We start from the raw sequence: 26,793 nt of genomic DNA, 5'->3' as shown, positions 1-26,793 counted from the left end.
TTTGTTTGTCTATTGGTGTATTGGACATTCGTTACCCCTGACCCGATGCGAAAAATAGGGAGGCTGGCTTCCCTGGATCATTTTGCAATATGCTTCAAAGAAATACTTCAATGCATATTCCACAAGGTCTCTGCCGCTATTATAACGCTTCAAGCGGCATGAGCGTTTCACGATCAGCATTTTTGTGTGCGATTGATACATAGAAGCGGTTCCAGTGGAAGTGTATAGATGAGGTAGAGTATTGAGAGGAAAGGGGCGCTCGCGAGCGCCCCCGTGATATGATCGATGATAGAAAGTGTGCTGTTATTCTTGAGTGAGCGGATAGAGTGCCTGGTAGAGTTTGGGAAGGTCGGGCGTGCCTAATCCGCTGGTCATGTCATAACCACTGCCAGCTTTATAGTGCAGGTTATTGCCCTGCTGTACATCAAAGAACGAGCCGTTATTCTTTGCCGCCGCATAAAAAGCAGCCGGGCCATAGAAGTAGGTTTTGGTCTTGTTGATAAGCATCTGATTGGTCAGGCTCCAACCGGCTGCCCAGATGGGAGTTGCGGCGCTGGTTCCGCCTCCGATAACCCATTGTCCATCGACAAACATCGCTATGTCGGTGGCGACTGCTGAGACATCTGGCACTGCACGCCCATTTGCATCGATGCCAAACGAGGTCTGCCATTTGGGTTGTGCGAATAGTTCGCTGATGCCACCGCCAGAACCCCAGCTATTGTCGCAGTCGGCCTTTTGGGGACTCTCCGACCAGACGACCTCGCTGGCCCTGGTGCCATTGGCGTTGACCGTCAATTGGGTGCCACCGACGCCAACAGAATAGGGGCTAGCGCTGGGGAAGTCTACCGATAGCTCGCCCGGATACTTGCGCAGGCTATACGCGCCGCAGTCGCCGCTGGCGGTGAATACCGTCATGTGTTCAACGCGCGACAGGTATTGCAGATCGCTGTTGAGCGCTTGAGAGGAACTCTGAGTTTCATTTTTTTCAGCACCGCCCCAACTGACGCTGACAACCTTGAATTGGTGATTGTTGGTATTGTCCTCAACAATCTGTCTGAGTACGTCGTGCAAGGGATCGCGATAGGTGCCATCGGGCAGTTCTGGGTTCCCATCAGTTTGATAGACAACGATATTGGCGTCGGGGGCCATGCCTGCTACCATTTGAATATCCAGTGTGGCCTCGATAGTGCCTGAGCCTCCCCAGAGATCTTTATTGGGATTGGGCGCAGGCGCGACATTGACGACGCTGAGCTTGCCGCGATACCCGACGCAACCGAGATAATTCTGGACATCAGTGGTATTGAAGGCCGCTAGCTCAGGCAAGATAATCGTGGTTCCTTTACCATAATAGCCTTGATTCCAGAAGCTACTATAGCCATAAGCCGAGCGTATCTGTTTGGGGAGCAGTTGGTCGCCGTTCACCGTGCAATCGGCATTCGCAGCATGCTGTTGTCTGGTAGTCAGCGGTTGTAGCTTGCTGCCCATGATGCCGGGTTTGAGCGCCTGCTTGTAGCTATCCAGACCGTTGATCGCGATGACCTGATCTGCAACCTGTTTGGGTAGTTGCAATTGCGTGGATGGAGCAAAGAACTTGCGATTCTGGTACTGGTGATAGACAAATTTGGTATGCAGGAGATTGGCAAGCGAGCTGGCTTTGGCCTCAATCGAGAGGTTAGTATGCAACTTGCTGAGCTGCAACTTTGCATCCTGCACGCCGAAGAAGCTCTTGACCTGCGCATACTGTTGATCGGTGATGCCAAGCTGATTAGCAAGTGAGGCGGCATCGGTTTGATCGTCCGTTTTCCCCTTTTGCGTATCCAACTTGTTGAGTAGTTCCTCATTTGGTTTAAACGAGACGTTGACCTTTAAGAGCGTATCGCCAGGGAGATCACCGACCACAGGCGAGTTGAGGGCCGCTTTGGGAATACCCAGATCGAAATTCACCATTTGTGTAGAGGCGTTCGTCGGCGCGGGAGTTGGAGCGGCATTCTTCGTTGTGTCGTCACCACCACAAGCGGCCAGAGCCAGTGGCAACAACAGCATCAGGAAGGTGGTGATTTGCAGCACGTGCCATCGTGACTGACGGCGTTGTAGCGACATGAAATAATCCTCCGCATGAAAAATTTATTTGATTGCAAAAAATGGGCAAGACAGGCAATACGAGATTTCATACAATGCCTGATCCATTCCCTTTTCTGGCAGTATAGGGACCAGGAGAGTTGATGAGAAGTGCCTATTTCACAAAAAGACCTGTTTGAAAACAGATTGGTGCAGTTATGATAAATGTGGCGTGATAGATAATTGAGATGGAAGTGTACTGCTGGAGCGTGTCTCTCTCAGACAATCTACAGGTGATGAAATAGCTCCTGGGAATGCTTGCCCATGCCCCAACAAGCATACGTGAAAGTCGGGACAGAGGGCAAGTCGGTAGCCAGAATGGTCTGTTGTTTATGCGACGGGGAGAGGTCAATCGATGCGTGGCGGTCCCTGCTGAACACGCTTGCGAACGATCTCGACAGTAATATTGTCCCACCACATGCTTTCGAGCCACCAGGTAGCACCTGCTTCGGCGAGAGGACGAACGATAGCTCGTGCTTTGTCGGTATTGTCGCCGGGTGTCTCGCCCTCCAATACAATATCGTATGGTGTGCTGCCTGTGCGCTGCTCTTGCACGAATTGTTGGATGGCGCGAAGATCGTTTGGCGTGATCTCCCGATGATTTCCTTTTTCGTCCAGGATGTTTGGTAAGAGGCCATCATAACGGAGTGCGCGGCGCATGGATTTCATATGTGGCGGCCAGACGCCCGTAACCCAGATGGGGATGCGTGGTTGTTGGAGCGAAGGCGCATTCCAGTTTGAGCGAACGTGATAGTGTTTGCCTTCGTATTGGAAAGGTTTTTGGCTCCAGAGGCCAGTCATAATGTCTAATCCTTCGTCAAGCAGTTCGGCTCGGACTTTCCTATCCGTCTCCTCGTCAAACTGCTCAAAGCCCGCGTCGATCGCGCCCAGGCCAACAGGCAGGATAACGCGACCGTTGGAGAGATAATCGAGCGTAGCTGTCTCGCTGGCGAGCTTCCAGGGACGGCGGCGCGAGACTGGCGTGAGCATTGTCCCTAAACGGATGTGTTTGGTGCGCATCGCCATTGCCGTCAGGACAACCCAGGGATCGGTGCCTGGTACGCCATCGGGCACGAAGACACCATCCCAACTGGCCTCTTCCGCTTCACGAGCTAGTTCTGCAAATGCACGCATCTCTATGCCAGGAATGACAATACCATAACGCATAGCTTGCTCCTTTTGGGAAGTCGGGCGAGGACAAGCCATCGCCCCTCCCATTGTTTGTAATTCTGCAAGTTCTACTTTCTAACCTTTGTAATGAGAGTTGCTTTTTCAGTATAAGCGTGGTTCGCGACGCCTTCTGTCATATTTATCTGGTATGATTGATACATCCACGAAATCTTGGGGAGGGAGAAGATCGTATATGGGAGGGGCGATGGCTTGTCCTCGCCTTGCTTCCTACCATACATTGAAAGGCAGGCGTGATGCGTGCAGATCGTTTGTTGTCTATTATGTTGTTGTTGCAGGTTCATCGTCGCATAACGGCCCGCACGTTGGCCCAGCGTCTGGAGGTCTCGGAGCGCACCATTCAGCGCGATATGGAGGCGTTGAGCGTATCCGGTATCCCTATTATCTCGGAGCGAGGTAGCGGCGGCGGCTGGGGTTTGCTGGAAGAGTATCGCACGAACCTCACGGGCCTGAGCGAGAGCGAGGTGCAGGCGTTGTTCCTGACACGACCTAACCGCTTATTGTCAGATCTTGGTTTGAGTCAGGCTTCCGAAGCCGCCTTTATCAAACTGCTGGCCGCGTTGCCCAGCATGTCGCGCCACAACGCCGAATACGCAAGGCAACGCTTTTATATCGATGCGACGGGATGGCGCACCCCCGAAGAGGCGCTTCCCTGCCTGTCCGTGTTGCAAGGGGCGGTCTGGCAGGAGAGCAGGTTGCTTTTCAGCTATCAGCGCGATGCGAAGCAGGTAGAGCGGCTGGTGAATCCGCTGGGACTGGTGGCAAAGGGCAGCACATGGTATCTTGTGGCGCAGATCGAGGGCGATATTCGCACCTATCGTGTCTCGCGCATCCGTGAGGCTCGTATCCTGCCAGAATCATTTGAGCGTCCCGTAGACTTCGATCTGGCGACGTTCTGGGAGCAATCCACTGTTGCGTTTAAAAGTAACCTTCCAAGTTATTTTGTCACGTTGCGTGCCTTGCCTGAACTCGTGCCGTTTTTGCGCAATGCGGGCTATTATTCGCATGTGGAGCAGATAGGAGAAGAGGATGAGGAAGGATGGGTGAAGGTGTTTATGCGCTTCGATGTCGAGTCGGCGGCGCTTGCTTGTCTGTCGGGATTTGGTGCTGATGTGGAGGTGTTGGAGCCAGAGGAGTTGCGCGAAAAGATCATCGATCAGGCCAGGAGGATGCTCGCATTCTATGAGCAGAGGTCGGAGCGCCGCGAGGCGATGGTAGAGCGCCCCTGATGGGCCGAAAATGCCCTTTTGTGATATGATTATTGCACAGGAATTTCTCGGACAGCAGGTCCGTGTGATAGATGTAAGGAGGTTTTTCTTTTTACTTATGAATGCAGTGAAAGTCAGTGCCGGGCGCTGTGAGGTGACTGTCGAAGGCAAGCCTTGCGGGAAGCCAGCGGCATATAAGCAAATTCTGGCGGGAAGTCGTCAGTTTCTCTTCTGCGATGAACACGCTTCCAAAGCGATCAAAAGAGCGGCAGAAGAAGCAGAGAAGCGTGGAACGAGACGGTAGCCAGTCTCAGTAGTTGATCTTATTAGCTAGCGCAGCATGGGAAGCTGTATATGAAAAGTTGAGCCTTCATCGGGGATACCCAGGCTCTCGATCCAGATCTTGCCTCCCATTGCAGCAATCAGGCGATGCGCAATATATAAGCCTAACCCGGAGCCACGCACAGGGCTGTTGACATCACTTTCTATTCGATAGAAGCGCTGGAAAATATGGGCTTGATGTTCTGGCTTTACGCCCTTGCCTTTATCGGAGATACTGATAATGACGCAAGGGCCGGCTGTGCGCGCTGAGAAGCCAATAGGCGTGCCAGGTTGAGAGTATTTCAGCGCATTCGTACAGACATTCATCAAGACCTGCCGCAAGCGAACCGGATCGGCCTGGACGAAGAGATGAGGTGGGATAAGTTTATGCAGCATGCGTTGCTCTTTCGTCAGATGCGGTTCGATCAAAATAATCACGCTATCGATAATTTCATCAACCGAAACGCGCCTGAGCAGGGCCGGTTTTACGTTCATCTCCCCCTCTAAGCGGCTGGCGTCCATGACGTTCCCAAGTAGTACAGCCAGCTCATCGCACCCACGACGCGCTTTTTGGAGAAACTCGCGTCGTTGTTCTGGTGGCAATTCCGCATCATACTCGGCCATCAGCTCGATATAGCCCTGGACTGCTGTGAGCGGCGTGCGCAACTCGTGCGAGGCCGTAACCATAAACTGATCCTTCATTTGATCCAGTTCTTTGAGGCGTTCGTGTGCCTGACTGAGCGATTGATAGAGCTGTGCGTTGGTGAAGACCACGCCCGCCTGCTCGCTGAAATCCTGAGCGTGAGGAAGGTCCATCACATCGAGCGCTGGTTTTTCGAGGCCGCCCGGTAGATGGGAGCGCGCAAAGATCAGGATGCCAATTGGTTCGCCGCGAGTTGCCAGCGGAGCGAGAATGGCAGTCGGCACGAAATGGATAGAAAGCATCTCGCGTAGCAAAGACGTAGTGCGTCTGTTGCGGGGTTCGCGCGCGAGGAGCAGTCCAGAGCTGCTACGCTTCGCGTCGAGCATCCCCATCAGCGAGGGCAGCTTTTGTGATGATGTGGTTTGAGGCTGGGAGATATACACCAACGTTGGCTGAGGTGTATGGAGCGCCTGGCCCTCATATTCGTGCAGCGAGATTGGCGGCCATTGCTGCGGATCTGTGACGGGCGTAATCAAAGGGCCGGTCCCTCTTGGCGAATTTGTCTGGAACGCTTCGGGTTGGATATGCACACATAGCGGCACCAGGCGCGTCTCGTTTTTGGGATCTCTCACGTAGAGCAGTGTGTAGTCGGCACGCAATGCTCTGGCCCCTTCAGCGCAAATCAACTGACCAATTTCAATTGGCTCGACCACTGCCTCATTGAGTCGCGTGGCGATATTGGCTAGCGCTTTTGCGAACTGTTCGTGTTCTCTTGTCTCTTGGTAGAGCCGGGCATGTTCGATCAGCGTAGCAAGCTGATTGGTGTAGGTTGTCAGCATGGACAGATCGTGCTGATTCAAAGGCAGATCGGAACTGCGAGCAACTCCCAGGCAGGCCAGGATTCTCCCTTGATAGCCGACAGGCAAAAAATCCATTGTGGTAATGCGCTGCTGTTGTTGCCAGTTGCGAACCTCTGATGGCGTCTTTGTGACGCACTCGCTCCATTGCAGCGTCTTCAACTTCCCTTTGCTGAGCGTCTCATAGAGAATATTGTCGCCGTAAAATTGCCAGGAGGTTGTCGGATGGATGGTATTAACATCTTTAGACGGGGTTGTGGAATCGATGTCTTTAGATGTTGCGATGACGGAGACGCGCGGGCGACGGTCGAGCGGGAGATTATAGCTGTCGGTAAAGAGCAGCATAGCGGCATCGAAGCCCAGTTCGGTTTTTACCAGCAGGACAGCATCCTGGCGTAATCGATCCATCTCGAAGATGCCAGTAAGTTGTGTTACTGTTGAGCGCGAACGTTCCGCCTCTCGCTGTCCCTGTTCGCGCTCGCGCAGGAGCGAATCGTTCTCGTGAGTAGTGAGAAAATAGCGTATTGCAACCAGACTTCCGGCAATGGTAACGATAAACACCAGACCATTTTCTATCTCTGGTCGATTGGTAACGACGGTAAAAGCCAGCAAAACCAGCAGAATAACCAGTGGGATGTAGACCAGCGCACTCTGAAGATACCGCCAGCCGCGTACCGGCAGCGAGAGCGCCTCGATCAACTGGAGATGCGCTGGTGTGGCATGTTCCTGTTCTTCGTGTATTTTGCGCGCAAGAGCCGTATATTGATACAGCCCGGCTAAAGCGATCAGCATACCGCCGATGAGCCAGAACGGGTCGATCCAGGGCGTGCCGGTCTGATAGGTATTGCTAATGGTTGTTGTGTAGGCGTAAGTGATATCGGCCCAGGCAGTAGAGATCGTACTAAGACCGATGAGAACCAGCGGGAGATAGAGAGCAGGCTCTATATGTCGTTGGATGAGCGAGACGATCACCAGGATAAATACAACATCCCAGCAGGGATAAGAGATGCTCAGGATCAGTTTGATGATCTCAGAAAACGTATGGCTTTGACTTACCTGAGTAAAATAGATTGGACCCAGCACAAACGACCAGATGATCCCCAGGAAGCAGAGCGTTGTTGTGAGGACATCGACCACCGTACGAAATCTGAAACCTGCGATCGTTGGGATCGAGAGCAGACCGATCAGCATCAGCAGGCAAGCAACGTTAAAAAAGAGGTCAGAGATCGAGGGCATGAGTGGCTGACCGTTGAGTTGCAGCAGAGCATAGCAGACGCCGCCAATTGCTATCGCGGTCTGACCCAACCCACAATATAACCAGGCTCGCCAGTACGGAACCTCCAGTTGCAACGGACCGAAACGCAAGCGGTACGAGGTAACAAGAGAGACTATGGCACTTGAGAATGCTGCGAGTATATAGACAACGTTGCCTACCACGCTGGTGCCTTCATGACCACCAACTCGGAAGAGCATCCAGAGAAAGCTGAAGACGACAAAAATAACGGCAGAAAGCGTAATGATGCCATTCGTGCGTCCCAACTTGTGGAGATAGGCAGAGGTTATCCTGTTTGTTGTGATCGTCTTCATGCGGACTCCCAGATTAGCCGCCGAAATGCCAGGAACCTATCTTGCGAGCAGTATACCCAACATGCAGCCGTTGCGTCAATATTCATACGTCCTTGCTTTGAGATAGAAGCTGGCGCATGTGCGCGGAAGCATCAACTCAACAATGAGCTTTCTTCAATGCTTCTGCTGATGGCAAGACACAACTGATTGTCTGGATCACTATATATCGCTCTCATCTGTCGTAGTCGCGCAGTTTATCGAATAATCCCGCATTTGCGCGATAAATCGTGCGACTACGACAGATGAGTATGCCATAAATTGTGAAACTCCTAAATCAGTTGCGCCCCTGAAGAAGCATTCCCTACGATAATTTGGACCGCACCAGATCCAGATACCAGTACGGTTGGCGTTTGCGCAACATAGGTTTGCTGCGAACCGCGTTACCAGGGATAGAATCACGAATATCGTATGCCAGCTCTCCGGTGAGAGAGCCAAGCATATTGCCAGGAGCGTATTCCAGCGAACGCGTTGTACGGCGGCCCGTGCGTTGCTCGCGTGTATCGATGGTCATCATCATCAATCCTGGCTCCTCCTCGTCGGCGATGACCTCCGGCCAGGGATAGGTCGAGTATGTTGGCGAGAAAATGCCGCTGACCCCATTTGCTTGAATGCCGTTGACCTGTCCACTCCAATTGGCTATTGCCAGATAGACGTTGTGTTCGGCGGCACGGATGCGCCAGATGAGGTAGTGTTCAGGATCATACTCATCGGGTCCAGCGCTGATGAGGTGCGGAATTTTCGAAGGTGGCAGACCAACAGGGTCGGGAAAATCGAGCAAGGTTGGCGCGCAGATCAGATCAGATCCTTTGCCAGCCAGCACCCGCAGTGTCTCCGGGAAAAGGGCATCGTATCCAGTTGCCAGCCCGATGCGTCCCGTTGGTGTGTCAAACGTGGGCAGGCCCAGATTGCCGGGCGTGGCCCAGAGTCGGTCGCGCTCTGTGAGATGCAGCTTGCGATAGGTGCCATAAATCCCTTCGGGATCTAACAGCAGTACTGTATTATAAAATGCATCGTCTGTGCGCTCTGCCACTCCCAGAACGATGCTGATCTGTAACTCATCGGCGATGGCTACCAGCGCCTCCGTTTCGGGACCGGGCACGCGGATAGCTCCTTTCCGAAAGTGAGCTGCGATCTCTTCGGGCGTGTACATCTCGCTGCCTTCGCGTAGTTCGTATTGGGGCGCTGGCACTGGTCCTGGAAGTAGCAGTTCGGGCAAAACCAGAATATCAGGGCTGGCGGGAGCGCTATCATGCATCCATGTACGGACAAACTCCCCCAGAGCATCAATCGTCGCCTGGGTTGAATGGTTGGGAAACGTGTCCAGTCGCGTCTGCACGAAGCCGACGCACGAGAGTTGCCCTTCTGGTAGCTCGCCAAGCTCGTAGAGACTATGATAGCGCAGCGGCTCCCAGAGATAGGTATTTTGTACTATCGAGACGTATTCAGAGGGGCGACGGTCGGCCAGACGGTCTCCTGCACGAGAGATGGCGCTGCCCCAGGACTTGTTCCTTGCCTGTTCCAGATCAACTTCACCGTAGACGATGCCTTCGCCTGTATCCAGATAGGATTGGATAGACCCGTCTGGATTTAAGATGCTGCTGCCACCGCTGAATTGCAGGCCGCGTTCCATGCCGTAGCGATTGGCGGCAATGAGATAGACCCCATTCTCAAATGCGCGTGCCATCCACCAGCTATCAGGACATTTCGTGGCGTACTGGCTGGTTGGGAACAGCAGAACATCGGCTCCATGCAGAGTAGAGAGGCGTGCTGACTCGCAGTAGTTGGCATCGATGCACATCAGGCTGCCCAAACGTCCAAGCGGCGTGTCCCAGACAGGAAAGCCCAGATCGCCATCGCGTGCCCAGCGCGGCTCCGCCATCCAGGAATGGATCTTGCGGTATGTTCCTACCAGGCCATCGGGACCGATCAGGGCCATACTGTTGTAATAGACCTGTGTGGCTGGATCTACTTCTGGCAGTGCGACCGCGATATAGCAGTTGTAGCGTGCCGCCAGCTGTTGGAAGCGCTCAGTGGTGGGGCCAGGAAGTGGCTCCACATATGGTGCAATCTCTGCGCGTGAGGCCCAGCCATAACCCGTAGTTGCCATTTCTGGCAAGACAATAATACGTGCATCATGTTGGGCTGCCTCCTCAACCAGTCGGAGCAGGTCGCGAATATTCTTTTCTTTCTCGCCGAGCGTCGGCTCATATTGAATTGCGGCAACTCGGTATCTGTTGAGGGGGGATGTATGAGTACACATGTAGACTCCTGCTGGTCTAGAACTTCGAGAAAGGCAAGGTTTTGCTGAAAAAGAACCCGAAAATTTGCTTGTATTATAACACGTTTTGAAAAATATGGACGAGATATAGCCAACTATGGATTCACCCCCCATAAGTCAGAAATGCCCTGCTCTTTTGAAGGCGAGGATGAACTGGCCCTTTCTGGCTTGATGGTGTTCGCATGTTCATAGGTAAACAGGTCAGCCCCTTTGTTCGCCGAGAGATGGTTGGGATAAGTCACCGTATCTCCTGGTGCGCTCTTTTTCTTAAACATCCTCTTTGTCCCTGTAACTACCTTGTGAGTATATAGAATATTCTTATCATTATAGGTAAAGCCTCATCTCTTCTCTATTTGGTGGCTTTAAACCCGGGTGTACAGCCGTGCAATGTCTCGTACAGGCGAGAGAATTATTTGTTGAGGCAGGGAAATATTTCTACGGGGGATACAATGCATATGGAACATGCGTCAAGGAAAAAACAAACGAGGAGCCTGTGGAATGTCATCAAATTGTTTCCTCTCTGCATGTTGCTGGGAGGATTATTTTTATCAGCTGGCTATGCGTTTGCAAGTACTACTGAAGACACGTTAATTTCGGCAAAACGTCCGGCAACCTCTTCTACGCGTGGGAATAACTTCTGGTGTCGTGACTGCACAGCGAAGAAGGCGGTGGATGGAGATACAAAAACGAGCTGGGTGAGTGGCTATGCTGATCGACAGTGGTTACAGGTTGATTTGGGGGCGGGGGCTGTGATTCATCGGGTGATTCTGACATGGGGAGCAGCATATGCGAAGGCATATCAGATTCAGGTTTCAGATAATAAGAAGGCCTGGACCTCGCTGTATTCGACGAACAGTGGAAAGGGTGGTGTAGAGGAATTGACCGTTTCGGGGAAAGGTCGTTACATTCGCCTGTATGTGATGGCGCACGGCATGTTTTCTGGTATCTCCCTCGCGGAGTTCCAGATATACGGCGTCGCTGGAGGTCTTTCAGTAACCCCAACGACGGAAAGTACTCCGGTAGCGGGAGCGACGCCAACAGCAGAAGCTACATCAACCGTAGAGGTAACTCCAACGGCGGGGATCACGCCAACAGCAGAAGTCACCCCAACCGTAGAATCAACCCCGACGGAGGAAAGTACGCCAACGGTAGGGATTACACCAACAGCAGAAGTCACGACAACGGTAGGAACGACGCCAACCGTAGGAACGACGCCAACGGTAGGGATTACACCAACAGCAGAAGTCACCCCAACCGTAGGGATCACGCCAACGGTAGGAACGACGCCGATAGTGGCGACCACTCCAACGGCGCCAGCTGGTTGGCATATTATCTGGAATGATGAATTTAATGGTGCTGTCGGAACAGGGCCAGATGGCAACAAGTGGGTTGCTGATGTTGGTGGCGGTGGCTGGGGCAATCAGGAGCGAGAATATTATACGAAGAGCGACAATGCCAAACAGGATGGGAACGGCAATCTCGTTATTGAGGCACGTAAGGAGAATCCGGCCAACTATCAATGCTGGTATGGCACTTGTCAATACACCTCTGCTCGCCTCACCACGTTAGACAAGTTTGACTTTACCTATGGGCGAGTCGAGGCGCGCATCAAAATCCCGTCTGGTCAGGGAATATGGCCGGCAATCTGGATGATGGGCAATAATATTGCAAGCGTGGGGTGGCCGAATAACGGCGAGGTCGATATCTTTGAGAATATCGGACGGGAGCCATCAACGGTGCATGGAACGGTTCACGGTCCCGGCTATTCGGGTGCGAACGGGATAGGTGGCCCATATTCGCTGCAAAGCGGGAAAAAATTTGCCGATGATTATCATCTGTTTGCCGTCGAATGGAACGCTAACCAGATTGCTTTCTTTGTGGATGGCAACAAGTATTTCACTGTGACCAAAACAACGGTAGAACAGCATGGGAGATGGGCCTATGACCACCCCTTCTACCTTTTGCTCAACGTCGCAGTTGGAGGCACCTGGCCTGGCGATCCCGATGGTAGCAGCACCTATCCACAAAAGATGTACATTGATTACATCAGGGTATTCCAGCAGGGCTGATCTGATATGTCCCTTTTAATTGAATGAACTTATATTTCGTAGTTGCGCGATTTATCGCGCAACTACGAAATATGGGGACTGCATAGATATACAAGTAATAGACTGAACATAAGCATGGATGATGAAGATATGTTTATTGGTGAGAGAAAAATAATAAACATATCCCTCTTTACACGGATGGTCATGTATGCTACTATAGAAGACAATAGTAAAGTTGAATTTTGATGCACGCGAGACATGTCCCTTACCCATGAGTAGACAGAGAGGGCCGCACCGATAGGCTGAGAGTGTCCCGACTCGTAAGTAAGCAGATACCCCTCGCCAGTCTGTACTGAGCCAGTAAAGTACACGTCCAAACCACGTTATCGGTTTATGAGAGCGCATTCTCACGCCCCATTTTTATTAGGAGAGAGGGCGACGACAGCTATCTGTTGCTGCGTGAGCAGGTGAGTGCGGAATGTGGGTGGAACCACGAAAAGTGCATGTTAACCTTTTCGTCCCAGGTGGGATGAAGAGGTTTTTTTATTGGGATAAATATGGTTCTCTACAAATGAACGGAACCATTGAAGGAGGATAACTTATGTCGGTGGAAGTTGAACTGGAGGAATCGGTAAATTATACGCCGGTTCAGCGCATGCGGCACTCCGCCGCACACGTGATGGCCGAGGCAGTGCAGGAGATCTTTCCTGATGCCAAATTCGCCATTGGTCCGGCCATCGAGGATGGGTTTTACTATGATTTTGATCTGCCGCGTGCGCTGACCCCGGAAGATCTGCCGGAAATCGAGCGCCGAATGCAGAGGATCATTGCCGCAAAATATCCCTTCTTGCGGGATCGCTGGCCGCGCGAAAAAGCCCTGGAATACTTTGGCAACAAGGGGCAGATCTACAAAGTCGAGATTATCGAGAACCTGCCCGATGAAGAGGTTGGCATCTATCAGCAGGGAAACTTTCTGGATCTCTGTCGTGGTCCTCACGTCGAGAACACGGGTCAGATCGGGCCGGTCAAGCTGATGCGCGTAGCTGGAGCATACTGGCGTGGCGATGAGCATCGCCCTATGTTGCAGCGCATCTATGGCACGGCCTGGTTCTCGCAGGAGGAACTCGATCAATACCTGTGGCGATTGGAAGAGGCTCAGAAGCGCGACCATCGCAAGTTGGGCCGCGAGTTGAAGCTCTTTGTGCTGAGCGACGACCTGCCCGCTGGTGTGCCGATGTTCCTGCCCAATGGTGAGATGTTGCGCCACCTGATGGAAGAGTATGTGCGGCAGACGCAGGAGCGCTACGGCTACCAGCACGTCTGGACCTCTCATCTGGGCAAGGTGCGGCTCTACAAAACGTCGCGCCACTGGTACACGTATCGCGAGAATATGTTCCCGGTGATGAAGGGTGAGCAGGAACTCTCTGAGGATGATGCCTACGTTCTCAAGCCGATGAACTGTCCGCACCATATCACGCTCTATAAATCGCAAATGCACAGTTATCGCGATCTGCCAGTGCGCTACGCCGAGTTTGCCACGCTGTACCGCTATGAGAAGGCGGGCACGCTCACGGGTCTGGCACGCGTGCGCAGTTTGACGCAGGATGATGCCCACGTCTTTATGCGACCTGACCAGGTCCAGCAGGAGTTTGACAACGCGATCAACCTCACGCTGGAGGTCTTCGAGACGTATGGGTTGACCGACTATTGGGTGCGCCTCTCGCTTCGTGATCCACAGAAGAAAGAGGAATATATCGGCAGCGATGAGGTGTGGGAGGCAGCAGAGACGGCGTTACGTGATGCCACTGAGCGTAAGGGTCTCAAGTATGAGGTGGGTATCGGCGAGGCAGCCTTCTACGGCCCCAAAGTGGACTTCATGGTTCGTGATGCACTGGGTCGCGAATGGCAGTGTTCGACGATTCAGCTTGACTTCAACCAACCGGAGAACTTCCAATTGGAGTATATCGGCGAGGATGGACAGGCCCATCGCCCGGTCATGATTCACCGCGCTGTGACGGGTTCGACGGAGCGCTTTATGGCGATGCTGATCGAGCATTTCGCCGGTGCCTTCCCGGTCTGGCTCGCCCCGGTGCAGGTGATGATCATTCCCATTGCTGATCGCCACGCCGAATATGCTGGCAAAGTGCTGGTAACGCTCAAAGAAGCTGGCATCCGGGCCGAAATTGATACGCGAGGTGAGCGCATGAACGCCAAGATCCGCGATGCCCAGTTGCAGAAGATCCCGTACATGCTGGTGGTGGGCGATAAAGAGGCGGCAGCGGACGCTGTTTCGGTCCGTCTGCGCTCGAATGTCGATCTCAAGAGCATGCCGCTCAACCAGTTTGTAGAGCGCGTCGGTGAGATCATCACGACCAAAAATCGGGAACTCTGGTTTCAGAAATAAATATACGTTATTGATGCATCCATGAACTCCTCTGGGGAGGCCGAAAATGGCAGGGGTGATGGCTTGTCCTCGCCCGTTTTGCCGCATTCAGGTGGTGTGAGCCAGGGCCCCTGCCATTTTCGGGGGAGCGCTCATCGCTCCAATTGCGGATGCACCAATTATAGCGAAATAAGCATGGCATAGAAGCGAGACATGTCTTCTTCCGTAGCGACAATCTCTTGCAGTTGTTACGGTGGTAAGCAGAGAGGATGTGCCGATCGGCTGAAAGCACACCAACCAACAAGAAGAAGATACCCCTCGCCAGCCTGTACTGAGTCAGTAAAGTACACGCCCTGGCCCCGTTAACGGCCTCTAGAGCGCGTTCTTGTCCAGGTAATAAGAACGCGGCATATGGGTGGAACCACGAAAGGATCGTTTCACTATCGAGCCTTCTCGTCCCTTTTGTGCTCTGAATGCAGCTATGTATTCGGGTGGGGATGAGAAGGCTTTTTGCTGTTACAGTTAAACTATGCATGACAAGCAGAAAGGATGAAAGAAACATGTCGTTTGAAGGTGCTTTAGAGGAGTCGGTGAGCTACTCGCCGCTGCAACGGATGCGGCACTCTGCCGCGCATGTGATGGCCGAAGCCGTGCAGGAGATGTTCCCCGACGCTCAATTTGCCATTGGCCCGGCCATCGAGGACGGCTTTTATTACGATTTTGCCTTGCCGCGCTCGCTCACGCCCGATGATCTGCCGGAAATTGAGCGACGGATGCAGCGGATTATTGCCGCAAAATACCCTTTTGTGCAGGATCGCTGGCCGCGTGAGAAGGCGCTTGAGTACTTCCGGCAGCGCAGACAACCCTATAAGGTTGAGATTATCGAGCATTTATTCGATCAGGAGGTCGGGATCTATCAACAGGGTAACTTTCTCGATTTATGCCGAGGACCGCATGTCGAGAACACGGGACAAATTGGCCCTTTTAAATTGATGCGCATCGCGGGGGCGTACTGGCGCGGCGACGAAATGCGTGATCGTTTGCAGCGCATCTATGGCACGGCCTGGTTCTCGCAGGAAGAACTTGATCAATACCTGTGGCAACTGGAGGAGGCCCAGAAGCGCGATCATCGCAAGTTGGGCCGCGAGTTAGAACTGTTCCACTTTGACGCGACGGCTCCAGGCATGCCTTACTGGTTGCCGCGTGGCTTTAAAGTATTGCTGGAATTGATTAACTTCTGGCGCGTGGAGCATGAGAAGCGAGGCTATCAGGAGATCTCGGCCCCGTTGATTAACGAGCGGACGGTTTGGGAAACGTCGGGGCATTTGCCGCACTATGCAGACAATATGTTTCTGCTTTCCATTAATGGTGTAATCAATGGCTATGGCATCAAGGCGATGAACTGCCCGAACGCGATGATGGTCTTCAATTTTAAGACGCGCAGTTATCGCGATCTACCACTTCGTCTTGCTGATTGTGATATCCTGCACCGCCATGAGCGTTCAGGGACGTTGCATGGGTTGCTGAGGGTGCAGAAGTTCACGCAGGATGATGCCCATGTGTTTGTGGCGGAGGAGCAGTTGGAGGATGAGTATGAGCGTATTCTCAAAGATATCGACTTTTTCTATAGCATTTTCGATCTGAAGTATTCGCTACGTCTGGGTACGCGTCCTGACTCCTACATAGGAGATATGGAGACGTGGAACAGGGCTGAGGCGATCCTGCGCCATATTCTGGATAAATATGCCGGAGCGGGCAATTATGCGGTAGAGGAGGGCGATGGTGCCTTCTATGGACCGAAGATCGATATTCTGATGGAGGACGCGCTGGGGCGATCCTGGCAGATGGGAACGATCCAGCTTGATTTCCAGATGCCGCGCCGCTTCCAGTGCGCTTATATCGATAGGGATGGCTCGCAAAGAACGCCAGTGGTCATCCATCGCGTCATCTATGGCTCGCTCGAACGCTTCATCGGCATTCTGATTGAGCATACGGCAGGAGCTTTTCCAGTCTGGTTGGCACCCATCCAGGCCATGTTGATTCCTATTGCGGACCGCCATGCCGCCTATGCTGAACGTGTGCGCGAGGTCTTGCGAGAAGCCGGGATACGCGTTGAGGTAGATGCGCGTAATGAGCGGATGAATGCTCGGATTCGCGATGCCCAGTTGCAAAAGATCCCGTATATGCTGATTGTGGGCGATCAAGAGGAGGCAGCCAGTGCCGTTTCGGTGCGGCTGCGCTCCAACGTCAACCTGAAAAGCATACCGCTGGACCAGTTTAGAGCGCAAGCTTCACAAATTATCAAGGCCAGAAGCAAGGATCTGTGGCCGCAGGAGGCACAATAGGACACCACTGAGATGTCACTGTTCGAGAGGTTGCTTACGTGTTATAAATGAGCACCTCTCGACGACCTCATTCAGAACCCTTCTGAACTAAAGCTTAAAAAACGATGAGAAATCATAAGAGGAAGATTAAAGATAGAATTATTAACTCCTTTTAAGGTTCACCCAGATTGATCTTAATGTTTTTAGTTTACGCTTAGAGTGGCATACAGCAGAGCTTATATGGGCCAAAAATACTTGAAAATTCTACTAGAAAAAACTATGCTATTGACAACAAAGAAAGTGAGGTAATGAATGATGCAGGTACGTGAACGAACAAAAAATAGTCCGAAAGTCTCTCCCGAAATTACTGATGGTATGTTAGTGAAACAGACCCTTGCTGGTGATCAGCGGGCGTTTGAAATGCTTGTCAGTCGTTATAATGTTCCTCTTTTCAATTTCATTTGCCACTGCTTAGGCGATTATGATCTTGCCTGTGATGTTGCGCAGCAGGTGTTTTTACAGTTGTATATTTCCATGCCGACCCTGCGCACGGGTGAGCCGTTGAAGGCATGGCTGTTCCAGGTTGCACGCAATCGCTGCCTGGACGAATTGCGGCGCAAACGTCCGACTCACTTCTCCGAGTTAGAGTCAACCACTGGTGATGATGACCTGTCGCCATTGGATATTATGCCCGATACTCGCCCGTTGCCCGATGAAATTGCTGAACATCATGATTTGCAGAGTGCGCTGAAAAAAGCTATTGATGGCCTGCCCCCCAAATTCCGTTCTGTTGTGTTGTTACGCTATGCTGGCCAGCTCACCTTCTCAGAAATTGGGAAGACTTTGAATATGCCAGAGGCCACCGCCAAGACTTACTTCCAGCGTGCGCGCCCATTGCTGCGTGCGGCTCTCGGAACCCAGTGGCAGCCACGAGCGAACGTCCAGTAGGCGTTTTTCTCTAACAGTTCTAAGGAAACAAATAAAAATTGGCTAAGAATGCTTGGAAAAATGAAACTCTCCTCTTACTTTATCCGTGTTATACTCAGATAACGACACGATAATGTAAGAGGGAGCAAGCATGAAGAACTACCAAGATCTCGTTTCTAACGAACTGGTTAATGATATATTAGATGACGATATCGACGAACTATACTGTCAATTGGAGCAAATCGAGCCGCCGACATTTCTTGTAGATTCTATTATGGCGTCCGTTGCTCATTTGCCCCAGGTTCGAGAGCAGGTAAAGCTGGAGGAAGATTCGCGCACGCTTGCCTCGCCTTTGAACGATATTAGCGATTTTCTGATGCGTGGCCTGGGCATTCAGCTTTCATAAAGACTCTTTCATCAGCACTTATATTCAGCCTTCTCATTTCACTGCTAGAATGAGAAGGCTTTTTTGTTGGGAAAGCCAGTAAAGAGTACATCTTAGCAGTGACCTAACGAATGCCAGGTCTGCGGTCCAACCACTCCGTCAACTTCGATTTTTGCGGACTTTTGCCAGCTCTTGACGGCATACAGAGTATTAGCGCCGAAATCCCCATCAACAACCAGAGCTTTTCCTGCCGAATCTTTCATGCCACGCTTATTCAAATCTTGCTGTAACGTTTTGACCCATGTATTTTTGCTGCCCGATTGGATTGTTGGAGGGCAAACTGGTTTAGGTGTTGGTGTAGCCGTTGGCTTTGGTGTTGGTGTCGAATCGGGTTTTGGCTTTGAGGTTGGCTCTGGTGTTGGTGTGGCTGTGACTTGAGCTACACTGGTTGTTGTCGGTGAAGATGCAACCGCCAGATCAACCTGAGTCGAGGACGTGGTTGGTGTCGTGGTCGTTGGCGTCGATGGAGATTGCGAGAAAACGATCTGTGTGGGCGTTGCGGTCGCCTTTCGATTTTGCGTGGTTACTGGTCGTCCTGTTGCTGCATAGGCATAAAACAGACCGCTACCAACTATCACGATTCCCAGCAGCGCAAACAACAAGATCGAGTTTTTAATGGTAAGCGTTCGTTGCGAGAGGAGCGACCGTAATGTTGTGCTGAATGAGTTGGTCGGCGCGTATTGCTGTGAAGCTGCGGTTGTTGGCGGTATTGCATCTTGCTGGGCAGGCGTCGCGCTATCCGCAAAGGATGAAATGACATGTGACTCTCCATCAGGCAAGGAGGGAACGGTGGTTTGTTCAGAGAGATAGACCTGTTCCAGTGCGGTTGCGAATGCCTGCACATTGCTAAAGCGCTGAGAAGGCTCTTTGGCGAGGGCGGTCATGAGCACCTGTTCGATTGTGGGCGAGATGTTCGGTATTCGGTTGCGCAACGGCTCAGGAGCGGTGTACATATGTTGCGTGCAGACCTCGGTAAATGATCCCTGGAAGAGATAGCCGCCACTGAGCCACTCATACACGATTACGCCTAGCGCATATTGATCGCTGCTCTGGCATGCCTGACCGCGAATCTGTTCGGGAGCCATATAGGTTGCTGTGCCAACAAACTCCTGATCACTTTTTTGCTGGCTATCATGTGCGAACATAGCCACGCCAAAATCGCTCAACAACAGTTCGTTTTGTTCCTGAAGCAAGATGTTTCCCGGCTTGATATCGCGATGGATGAGCTTCTGATCGTGAGCATACTGCAATGCTGAGGCAATCTGACTGACATATGGAACGACAACGTCGAGCGTGAGAGGCACTCCTCGCGGGTGTCGCTGCTGTATGGTACCGTTGGACGCGTATTCCATGACAAGAAACGGAGTATCTTTCTCAATGCCAAAATCCAGAATGCGCACGATATGAGGGTGCTTCAATGCTGCTAGAGTGCGTGCCTCGGCCAGAAAACGGGCAATTTCCTCTTGATCTAACGTAGTGAGAAGAACTTTAATCGCTGCCTGACTTTTAAGATAGATATGTTCGCCCAGATAGACCTCCGCAAAACCACCGATGCCCAATAACCGTGTCAATGTATAATTTCCAAATTGTTGTCCTGTATGATCGACCATTTGCATTATCTGTGACCCCCATTGACAATATTCTCCACATATATAACTCATCAACTGGATAGAACAGCATCCATCGAGTAGTGTAGATGCATACAGCATTTATGTCAAACAGGTGACTTTGAGTACTATTTATTGAGATGAAGCATGAAAAGAGGCGAGGCTACATGGTGTAGTATGACATATAGCCCTCGCCCCCTTGTATGTGTGATTCCTAACCAGCTTGAAGGCCAGGGACGTTGACCGTCACAAATTTGATGCTCGGTGGCGAGGTGGGAATAGCCCAGCCTATTCCACCGGATGTGGCTATTGCAGCTTTGCTCACCCCAGGCGTGTGCATCAGGACATCATTGGCGCTGGACTGCGACTTGCCCAAGATGTTCTGAATGATTTGCTGCTGCTGGCTCTCGCTGAAATGATAATACCAGATGCCATCGACTTTGACCTGAAATGTCACACTGCCATCGCTCAGCGGCGTGCCAGTCGAGGGAACATTGATGACAGCGTTTCCAGAGAGCATATAGTTGCTACCGAATTTTGTTTGCGCATCGTTTTTGAAGGCACCAAGCGCCGCATTCTGTACCTCTTGCGGGACAACGTATTCGCGCGAACAGGTCACAGTCACATTTACCGTGACATTATCCACGCGATCATTGACCTTGTGGTCTGGCTTAATATTTGGTTTACACTGCATATCAGCTGCTGGTTGCTGGTTGGGCTTGACCTGTTTCTCAACACCAGCCTGAGCATCCTTTGTCAGCTGATTGACAAAGGCGTTTGCCACACCATCGATATCGTTCTGCTTGACGAAATTATAGTCAAAAGCATCCTGTCCACCAGTGAAGGGTTGTTTGTTTGCCACAAACACTGTCGTTACCGTCTGGTTTGTCAGCACATCGATCACATCGGCCTGATAGTTGATGTCGAAGGCACCAATGTTGCAGCAGGAGCCAGCGTTGACCGCGTGAGCAGGAACATCGACGGTCTGCCCAACATTAATGCTGAACACTTGATCGGTGATGATCTGAATGCCATCAAATCCAGTGAGGGTTTGCCCGCTCCGAATATTGGAGTTTTGGCCGACCTGAGAGAAGGTTAGAGTGCCTTTCGCTGCGGTGGCGTTCTGATGACCATGTCCACTAGCTGGCACCGTTTTTGTTTTTGCAGGTGTTGTGAAGGTAATAAGATACCCCGGAGCCTGGTACATTGCGCTGTTAGGCGTCCCATTGACCGCAGCGATGGCGTACGTCTGGGTTAAGCGCTTGCTGGTCGGCGTGATTGTGAGCGTTGCGGCAGACGCGGGTAGGATTGTAAGGCCATAAAAGATGAGTGGTGGAACAAGAACCACGAGCAGAATAATGGCCAGCAGTCTACCACGTTTTGCCACGAATTCGCGTAGCTTCTGTTGTCTAGCGGCTGGACGTGGTGGCGGTGTGTTGTAGTGTGGGGTATATTGTCCGCTATACTGCATTCCGTTGTACACGGGATTGAATTGTGGATTGGAGATGGGTTCAGAGATAGGTTGGAACGTTCCCGCAGTATAGATGGGTTGCGGTCCGGTTTGTTGCTCTTCCAGCACAGGTTGAGCCTGCGAGGACTGTATATATTCCCATGCCTGCGCGTTGTTGGGTTGAACAGTGCTGCTTCCTACCGGTTCCGGGGCTGGATGAACGGCCATTGTGTTCTGTTCAGAGATGGTGATGATGGTCTGGTTGGCATTTAAAAGCGCATTAATGAAGGTTGCTACGTCGGGATAGCGCTCCGAAGGGAACGTAGCCATAGCTGTCGAGATGGCCTGTGCGATGGCTGGAGAGAGCGTTGGCTTGAGCATTTCGGGCGGTAATAGTGTTTGAGATGCAGGGGGCGGCTGTTGTCCTGTATAGAGTTTGTAGGCAATCGCGCCCAATGCGTATTGATCGCTGGCCGGGCCGATCTGATTTTGAAGCTGCTCCGGTGCCATATAGACATACTGATCGTGCAGCTTCATGGGTTGACTCTGTTTGCGCAGCGTCGTCTCGCCGGTATGCATCAGCCCGAAATCGCTGAGCAGCGAACCGGCAGGGCCGAGCAAGATCCGGTCGGGCGTTAACTGACGGTGAATGATGTTGCGATGGTGCGCATATTGGAGCGCCTGCCCAATCTCGTTTAGGAGCGTCAGCGCCTCGCGTTCTGGCAATGGTTGAGATCCCTGGCGCTCAAGCCGCTGCCGTAGCGTTTCTAATGGCGGTTGATGATACGCTGTCACCAGGTAGATATTGTCAGCGGTCTTGCCCGATTCCAGAAACGGGAGAATATGTACATGTTGGAGTTGCGTCAGAGCGTGCAATTCTTGCAGAAACGCATCCTGCTCCTCGGTGGAAGGAAAGTCGGCAATACGCCAGACGCGGATCAGGACGGGAGAACCGGCCAGGTCAGTATGTTCCGCAATGTAGATATCTTCATGGGCCGCCTGGGGAAGCTGAGTGAGAAGACGATAATTGCCGAGATAAGAGCCACTGTTTGTCATAGAACACCCCTCATGATTGAAGATGATGCTGCTCTTCCCTGATATCGCCCTAAGAATAACATATCGAAAGCGGCATGGGAAGCTATAAAAGCTACCTGATGAACATTCTTTTTGATCTTTCCATTTCTACTGTGCGCGTTGGTAAATGGCGGCGTCTGACCAGTCGGTAATAAACATATGGCCCGGCGAGTGCGTGATGGCTATCTCCGGCTTGACCTCCATAATCACCGCTTGAGGGGTAACGCCGCATGCCCAGAAAACCGGCACTTCATCCTCTTCTATTGCCACCGCATCGCCCCAATCGGGATGAGCGAGATCGGCGATACCCAGTTTTGCTGGCTCTCCAATATGGATGGGAGCACCATGCGCTAGAGGATAATGGCCCGTAATTTTGGTCACACACTCAAGCTGGCTCTTTTTGATGGGGCGCATCGAGACGACAACGGGACCATGAAAATGGCTGGTGGCTGTGCAAGAGAGTGCAGTGCGGTACATAGCGACGTTTTTCTCTTGATCGATGTGGCGCAGGCGAACCCCTTGCTCAATTAGCGCTCGTTCGGCCGAGAAGGAGCAGCCAAGCAAGAAGGCGACGGAATCTTCGTGCCAGAGGGAGAGGATATCTTCGCGCTCCTCTACAAACTGGCCGTTGCGGTAGATACGGTAGCGTGGTATATCTGTGCGAATATCGGCATCTGGCGCTATTCTGGTCGGATGAGGATTACCAGGAGCGGTCACATCTAGCAGGGGAGCCGCCTGCCGATTGTGCCGACAGAACGCCGTGAATTCCTCGGCCCAGCAGTGGGGAAGGATTACAAGGTTGGCCTGGACATAGCCCAGAGCCAGCCCGCTTGTCGGACGCGGCCATGCCCCGGAGCGAATCAATTGACGAGCCTGCGCCGCATTGAGGTTGCTATAATTCATCTTTGTACCTCTTAACTCATTGCATGCCTTTCTGTCTGGAACGCTTATAAACAAGCATAAGAGATAGAAAGAAATATGTATAGGCCAGGATGACACCAACTGATGTCATTCTGGCTACTAACTGAGGCGTATATGTCGTAATCGAGCGATTGATCGCGGAGCGCTTGCCATGCGATATCCCCGCGATCAATCGCTCCACTATGAATCAAGAGCGTATCAGAAGCAACGGGAGATGCTCACGAAAAAAAGCACGATCGGACTCATAGGGGAGCAGTTGTATGGCTTGTTGAGCGGGAAACCAGCCGACAACGGTAAATTTGTTATCGGTTGGCTCCGATGGCTGCTGATGGTCGTCGGAGGCGTAAGCAAGGTAGTAATGGATCGTTTTTTGCACGATATCTCCATTCTCTTTCACCGACTCGCGTAAGATGCTACCAAGATAGCGTATCAGTGTGACGTTGAACAGACCGGCCTCTTCCGCAATTTCGCGCAAGGCTGCCTGCTCAATCGTCTCTCCTGGTTCTACATGTCCTTTTGGTATGTTCCAGATCTTCTCGCTGCGCCGGTGTTGGGCCAGGGCAACCTTTAATTCACCATCAATATCGCGCAAGATGAACGCTCCTGCTGATACTTCCGTCCTGACTGCCATTGTCATCTCCTGTTAGCTGAGATAGCGATAAGCGGGCAATGTGAGAAATTCCACGAAATCGTTGCTGCTGATGATCTGATCGAGGATCTGGGAGGCGGTATCGAACCGGCGTTTCGCGTACTGTTGCTCGCCCAGAGCGGTCTGTATTTTTGTTAATTCCTCAGCCATCAATTGGCGAAACAGTTCAACGGTAACTTTGCGCCCATCATTGAGGATGCCTCTGGGATGGCGAATCCACTGCCAGATCTGTGCACGTGAGATTTCAACGGTGGCGGCATCTTCCATGAGGTTGTTGATTGGCACGCAGCCGGTGCCGCGCAGCCAGGAATCGAGATATTGCAGGCTCACGCTGATATTGTTGCGCAATCCCGCCTCAGTGATCGTTCCCTCTGGCACCTGCAGCAGGTCCGCTGCCGTCACATGCACGTCTTCGCGCTTCCTCTCGATCTGGTTAGGCGTCTTCATTACGGCGTCGAACTCTGCCAATGCTATCGGGACCAGCCCTGGATGAGCGACCCAGGTGCCGTCATGCCCATCGCTTGCCTCGCGCCGTTTGTCGGCTCGCACGCGCTCCAGAGCCTCTTCGTTGGCTGCGGGATTATTTTTGATGGGGATCTGGGCCGCCATACCGCCAATTGCCGGGGCGTTGCGGTGATGGCAGGTCTTGATGGTGAGCAAGGAATAGGAGCGCATGAAGTGAGTGGTCATTGTCACCTGAGCGCGATCAGGGAAGATGTATTGTGGGATATGACGAAACTTCTTGATGGCGCTGAAGATGTAGTCCCAGCGCCCACAGTTTAGCCCCGCCGAGTGTTCGCGGAGTTCATAGAGGATCTCGTCCATTTCAAACGTTGCCAGAATAGTCTCGATTAGCACCGTCGCCTTGATCGTTCCGTGCGAAATGCCGAGCGCCTCCTGTGCCTGAACAAAGATATCGTTCCAGAGCCGGGCCTCAAGATGGCTTTCCAGCTTGGGCAGATAGAAATAGGGGGCGGTGCCGTGCTCGATCAGGGCATGGACGTTATGGAAGAAGTAGAGGCCAAAGTCGAGGAGGCCGCCAGAGATGGGTTGTCCGTCGATAAACACGTGCTTGTCGTTGAGATGCCAGCCGCGCGGCCTCACAAGCAACACGGCGGTCTGTTGATTGAGTCGATACTCTTTACCTTCAGGACTGTGATAGGTGATCGTGCGGCGCACGGCATCGCGTACATTGATCTGGCCCAGAATGGTCGCCTCCCAGGTGGGAGAGTGCGCATCTTCAAAATCGGCCATAAACACTTTCGCGCCCGAATTGAGCGCATTGATGACCATCTTGCGATCAACGGGGCCGGTGATCTCGACGCGACGATCTTGTAGATCGTTGGGAAGTGGCGCAATGGTCCAGGTGGCGTTGCGAACATGCTCTGTTTCGGGCAGGAAGTCGGGCAACTTGCCAGCGTCGAGATCTGCCTGGCGCTGCGCTCTCCGCTGCAACAATTCCTGGCGGCGCCCCTCAAACTTGCGCGCGAGGGCCGCGACGAAATTCAATGCTTCCGGTGTGACGATTTCTGCAAACTCAGGGGTAACGGTGGCTCTCACCTCGATGCCTTCTGCATACTGTGTACTGGCTTGACCTGTCATAAGGCACTCTCTTTCTTTGAATCAGGAGAGACACAAATCCTGCATAGGTCTATTCTCGCATATGAAGAGGAGTGGTCGCAAACATGTACCTGGGAGAGCAGCTTTTGCAGCGTTAACGCCAATGCAGTGGATAGCGAACAATACGCCCAACAGAGGCAACAGGTTGGCGCAGGCGACGTAGTTCAGCGATAGTGTCCGTGGCAATGGCCTCAATGGGCACAGTTAACGAGGCAATGCCCAACAGTGGATCTTCCGTGATGGGGAGGCCATCAAAGCTGACAATATGAACTGGCGCTACTGGTTGCCTGCTTGATAAACCAGCTTGTAGACCAACCGCTAACCAATCATTGGCAGCAATGATACCGACTGGTTCGCTGGGTAGCTCTATCGTTCTTCCCAGGCGTAGCCCTGCCATATAGTTCAAGGCGCACGCAACAAAGGCACAATGGCCTCCTGCTTGAGTTGCGACCTCTTCGGCTCCCGTCAGGCGCTCATGTGAGGCCGGGATGTCGTGTTTCCCAACCAGGATGAACTCGCGATAGTGCTGATTGAGCAGGTGGCGTGCAGCTTCCGCGCCTGCCTCTTTGTCGGTCAGTTGGAAGACACTGGCATGAGCGGCAGTGGGTATGTTGGCATGAACGAGCAGGCCCACAACCGGGGGATCATTCGGGCGCAAGTTTTCCAGGATCGCTCGCCCCGCGATGCCCAGCGTAATGGCTCCATCTTGCAAACTGCGTGGTCGTTGCTGCTTGTGCATTCGTTCGATGACGCAGTGTATCTCCTCGGCCTGCAATTGCACTTGCAGCTGCTCCAGCAACAGCGAGAAGAAGGGATCATCGCCCAGCTTTAACTCTGCATCAATCAGGAGCGCAACAGTATGCAAGCGTGCTTGCTGTTGATCGATTGCATAAGTGCCGCTGCCCTGGTGCCGCCGGACCAATCCCTCAGCTTCTAATCTTGTCAGCAATGCGCGCAGACCGGGGCGCGAGATGCCTAAACGGGTTGCTAACTCGCGCTCGCCAGGAAGTCGTTGTCCCGCCATTCCCTCCACCAGTTGACGGAGAGCAGCGTATTTTTCATTTGCATGGGTTGACATGGCTCCAATTATATCATTAAAATGTAAC

At 52.4% G+C, this 26,793-nt stretch carries 18 protein-coding genes; 7 read left to right on the top strand and 11 right to left on the bottom strand.

The features are described from left to right. Positions 1–303 precede the first annotated feature (303 nt). Together K3T83_RS12620 and K3T83_RS12615 are read right to left on the bottom strand one after the other, a co-directional pair. A complete protein-coding gene (locus tag K3T83_RS12620) occupies positions 304–2,100 on the bottom strand; it encodes a S53 family peptidase (protein ID WP_220203319.1) in 1,797 nt (598 codons plus the stop codon). Positions 2,101–2,466: 366 nt separating this feature from the next. Beyond that, the gene (locus K3T83_RS12615; RefSeq protein WP_220203318.1) at positions 2,467–3,285 is read right to left on the bottom strand and encodes an LLM class flavin-dependent oxidoreductase; all 819 of its coding nucleotides are present in this window, start codon (positions 3,283–3,285) and stop codon (positions 2,467–2,469) included. Between the two features lie 257 nt (positions 3,286–3,542). Between K3T83_RS12615 and K3T83_RS12610 the strand changes: the two genes are divergently transcribed. Further along, entirely contained in the window at positions 3,543–4,535 is a 993-nt protein-coding gene (locus K3T83_RS12610; RefSeq protein WP_220203317.1) for a helix-turn-helix transcriptional regulator, read from the top strand. A gap of 97 nt (positions 4,536–4,632) precedes the next feature. Beyond that, the gene (locus K3T83_RS12605; protein WP_220203316.1) at positions 4,633–4,818 is read left to right on the top strand and encodes a hypothetical protein; all 186 of its coding nucleotides are present in this window, start codon (positions 4,633–4,635) and stop codon (positions 4,816–4,818) included. A gap of 26 nt (positions 4,819–4,844) precedes the next feature. On the opposite strand, the gene K3T83_RS12600 is transcribed toward K3T83_RS12605, so the two are convergent. From K3T83_RS12600 to K3T83_RS12590, 3 genes are all read right to left on the bottom strand, one after another. Next, a complete protein-coding gene (locus K3T83_RS12600; protein WP_220203315.1) occupies positions 4,845–7,922 on the bottom strand; it encodes a sensor histidine kinase in 3,078 nt (1,025 codons plus the stop codon). A gap of 340 nt (positions 7,923–8,262) precedes the next feature. Next, positions 8,263–10,221: a nitrilase-related carbon-nitrogen hydrolase gene (locus tag K3T83_RS12595; protein ID WP_220203314.1), complete on the bottom strand. Its 1,959-nt coding sequence runs from the start codon at positions 10,219–10,221 to the stop codon at positions 8,263–8,265. Between the two features lie 113 nt (positions 10,222–10,334). After that, complete coding sequence (locus K3T83_RS12590; protein ID WP_220203313.1) at positions 10,335–10,514, bottom strand: hypothetical protein; 180 nt, start codon at positions 10,512–10,514, stop codon at positions 10,335–10,337. 180 nt (positions 10,515–10,694) lie between these two features. On the opposite strand from K3T83_RS12590, the gene K3T83_RS12585 reads away from it, so the two are divergent. The 5 genes from K3T83_RS12585 to K3T83_RS12565 all read left to right on the top strand — a co-directional run bounded on the left by K3T83_RS12585 (position 10,695) and on the right by K3T83_RS12565 (position 18,327). Beyond that, positions 10,695–12,308 (top strand): family 16 glycosylhydrolase, encoded by a 1,614-nt coding sequence (locus tag K3T83_RS12585; protein ID WP_220203312.1) that lies wholly within the window; start codon positions 10,695–10,697, stop codon positions 12,306–12,308. A gap of 580 nt (positions 12,309–12,888) precedes the next feature. Further along, positions 12,889–14,691 carry a threonine--tRNA ligase gene (gene thrS / locus K3T83_RS12580; RefSeq protein ID WP_220203311.1) on the top strand — a complete coding sequence of 601 codons (1,803 nt, stop codon included), beginning with the start codon at positions 12,889–12,891 and terminating at the stop codon, positions 14,689–14,691. Positions 14,692–15,230: 539 nt separating this feature from the next. After that, entirely contained in the window at positions 15,231–17,015 is a 1,785-nt protein-coding gene (gene thrS, locus K3T83_RS12575; protein ID WP_220203310.1) for a threonine--tRNA ligase, read from the top strand. A gap of 291 nt (positions 17,016–17,306) precedes the next feature. After that, complete coding sequence (locus K3T83_RS12570; protein ID WP_308441677.1) at positions 17,307–17,942, top strand: RNA polymerase sigma factor; 636 nt, start codon at positions 17,307–17,309, stop codon at positions 17,940–17,942. 130 nt (positions 17,943–18,072) lie between these two features. Next, positions 18,073–18,327 carry a hypothetical protein gene (locus K3T83_RS12565; protein ID WP_220203309.1) on the top strand — a complete coding sequence of 85 codons (255 nt, stop codon included), beginning with the start codon at positions 18,073–18,075 and terminating at the stop codon, positions 18,325–18,327. A 92-nt stretch (positions 18,328–18,419) separates the two neighbouring features. Here the strand turns inward: K3T83_RS12565 and K3T83_RS12560 are convergent, their stop codons facing one another. The 6 genes from K3T83_RS12560 to K3T83_RS12535 form a co-directional block, all read right to left on the bottom strand. Further along, positions 18,420–19,982 (bottom strand): serine/threonine-protein kinase, encoded by a 1,563-nt coding sequence (locus K3T83_RS12560; protein WP_236064884.1) that lies wholly within the window; start codon positions 19,980–19,982, stop codon positions 18,420–18,422. Between the two features lie 205 nt (positions 19,983–20,187). After that, positions 20,188–22,479 carry a protein kinase domain-containing protein gene (locus K3T83_RS12555; RefSeq protein WP_220203307.1) on the bottom strand — a complete coding sequence of 764 codons (2,292 nt, stop codon included), beginning with the start codon at positions 22,477–22,479 and terminating at the stop codon, positions 20,188–20,190. Between the two features lie 126 nt (positions 22,480–22,605). Further along, positions 22,606–23,400 carry a putative hydro-lyase gene (locus tag K3T83_RS12550; protein WP_220203306.1) on the bottom strand — a complete coding sequence of 265 codons (795 nt, stop codon included), beginning with the start codon at positions 23,398–23,400 and terminating at the stop codon, positions 22,606–22,608. 205 nt (positions 23,401–23,605) lie between these two features. Beyond that, positions 23,606–24,049, bottom strand: a complete 444-nt coding sequence (locus K3T83_RS12545; protein WP_220203305.1) for an NUDIX hydrolase — start codon at positions 24,047–24,049, stop codon at positions 23,606–23,608. Between the two features lie 12 nt (positions 24,050–24,061). Beyond that, a complete protein-coding gene (gene aceB / locus K3T83_RS12540; RefSeq protein WP_220203304.1) occupies positions 24,062–25,669 on the bottom strand; it encodes a malate synthase A in 1,608 nt (535 codons plus the stop codon). A 112-nt stretch (positions 25,670–25,781) separates the two neighbouring features. Then, a complete protein-coding gene (locus tag K3T83_RS12535) occupies positions 25,782–26,765 on the bottom strand; it encodes a GntR family transcriptional regulator (RefSeq protein WP_220203303.1) in 984 nt (327 codons plus the stop codon). Positions 26,766–26,793: the final 28 nt, after the last annotated feature.

It is taken from the genome of Reticulibacter mediterranei, from assembly GCF_016587455.1.
The sequence above is the reverse complement of the archived record's forward strand: the minus strand, read 5'-3'. Positions and strand labels throughout refer to the sequence as shown.

Excerpts from the sequence above, each read along its gene's own strand:
- K3T83_RS12620 (WP_220203319.1), bottom strand. The coding sequence starts at position 2,100 with ATGTCGCTACAACGCCGTCAGTCACGATGGCACGTGCTGCAAATCACC.
- K3T83_RS12615 (WP_220203318.1), bottom strand. The coding sequence starts at position 3,285 with ATGCGTTATGGTATTGTCATTCCTGGCATAGAGATGCGTGCATTTGCA.
- K3T83_RS12610 (WP_220203317.1), top strand. The coding sequence starts at position 3,543 with ATGCGTGCAGATCGTTTGTTGTCTATTATGTTGTTGTTGCAGGTTCAT.
- K3T83_RS12605 (WP_220203316.1), top strand. The coding sequence starts at position 4,633 with ATGAATGCAGTGAAAGTCAGTGCCGGGCGCTGTGAGGTGACTGTCGAA.
- K3T83_RS12600 (WP_220203315.1), bottom strand. The coding sequence starts at position 7,922 with ATGAAGACGATCACAACAAACAGGATAACCTCTGCCTATCTCCACAAG.
- K3T83_RS12595 (WP_220203314.1), bottom strand. The coding sequence starts at position 10,221 with ATGTGTACTCATACATCCCCCCTCAACAGATACCGAGTTGCCGCAATT.
- K3T83_RS12590 (WP_220203313.1), bottom strand. The coding sequence starts at position 10,514 with ATGTTTAAGAAAAAGAGCGCACCAGGAGATACGGTGACTTATCCCAAC.
- K3T83_RS12585 (WP_220203312.1), top strand. The coding sequence starts at position 10,695 with ATGGAACATGCGTCAAGGAAAAAACAAACGAGGAGCCTGTGGAATGTC.
- thrS (WP_220203311.1), top strand. The coding sequence starts at position 12,889 with ATGTCGGTGGAAGTTGAACTGGAGGAATCGGTAAATTATACGCCGGTT.
- thrS (WP_220203310.1), top strand. The coding sequence starts at position 15,231 with ATGTCGTTTGAAGGTGCTTTAGAGGAGTCGGTGAGCTACTCGCCGCTG.
- K3T83_RS12570 (WP_308441677.1), top strand. The coding sequence starts at position 17,307 with ATGATGCAGGTACGTGAACGAACAAAAAATAGTCCGAAAGTCTCTCCC.
- K3T83_RS12565 (WP_220203309.1), top strand. The coding sequence starts at position 18,073 with ATGAAGAACTACCAAGATCTCGTTTCTAACGAACTGGTTAATGATATA.
- K3T83_RS12560 (WP_236064884.1), bottom strand. The coding sequence starts at position 19,982 with ATGCAAATGGTCGATCATACAGGACAACAATTTGGAAATTATACATTG.
- K3T83_RS12555 (WP_220203307.1), bottom strand. The coding sequence starts at position 22,479 with ATGACAAACAGTGGCTCTTATCTCGGCAATTATCGTCTTCTCACTCAG.
- K3T83_RS12550 (WP_220203306.1), bottom strand. The coding sequence starts at position 23,400 with ATGAATTATAGCAACCTCAATGCGGCGCAGGCTCGTCAATTGATTCGC.
- K3T83_RS12545 (WP_220203305.1), bottom strand. The coding sequence starts at position 24,049 with ATGGCAGTCAGGACGGAAGTATCAGCAGGAGCGTTCATCTTGCGCGAT.
- aceB (WP_220203304.1), bottom strand. The coding sequence starts at position 25,669 with ATGACAGGTCAAGCCAGTACACAGTATGCAGAAGGCATCGAGGTGAGA.
- K3T83_RS12535 (WP_220203303.1), bottom strand. The coding sequence starts at position 26,765 with ATGTCAACCCATGCAAATGAAAAATACGCTGCTCTCCGTCAACTGGTG.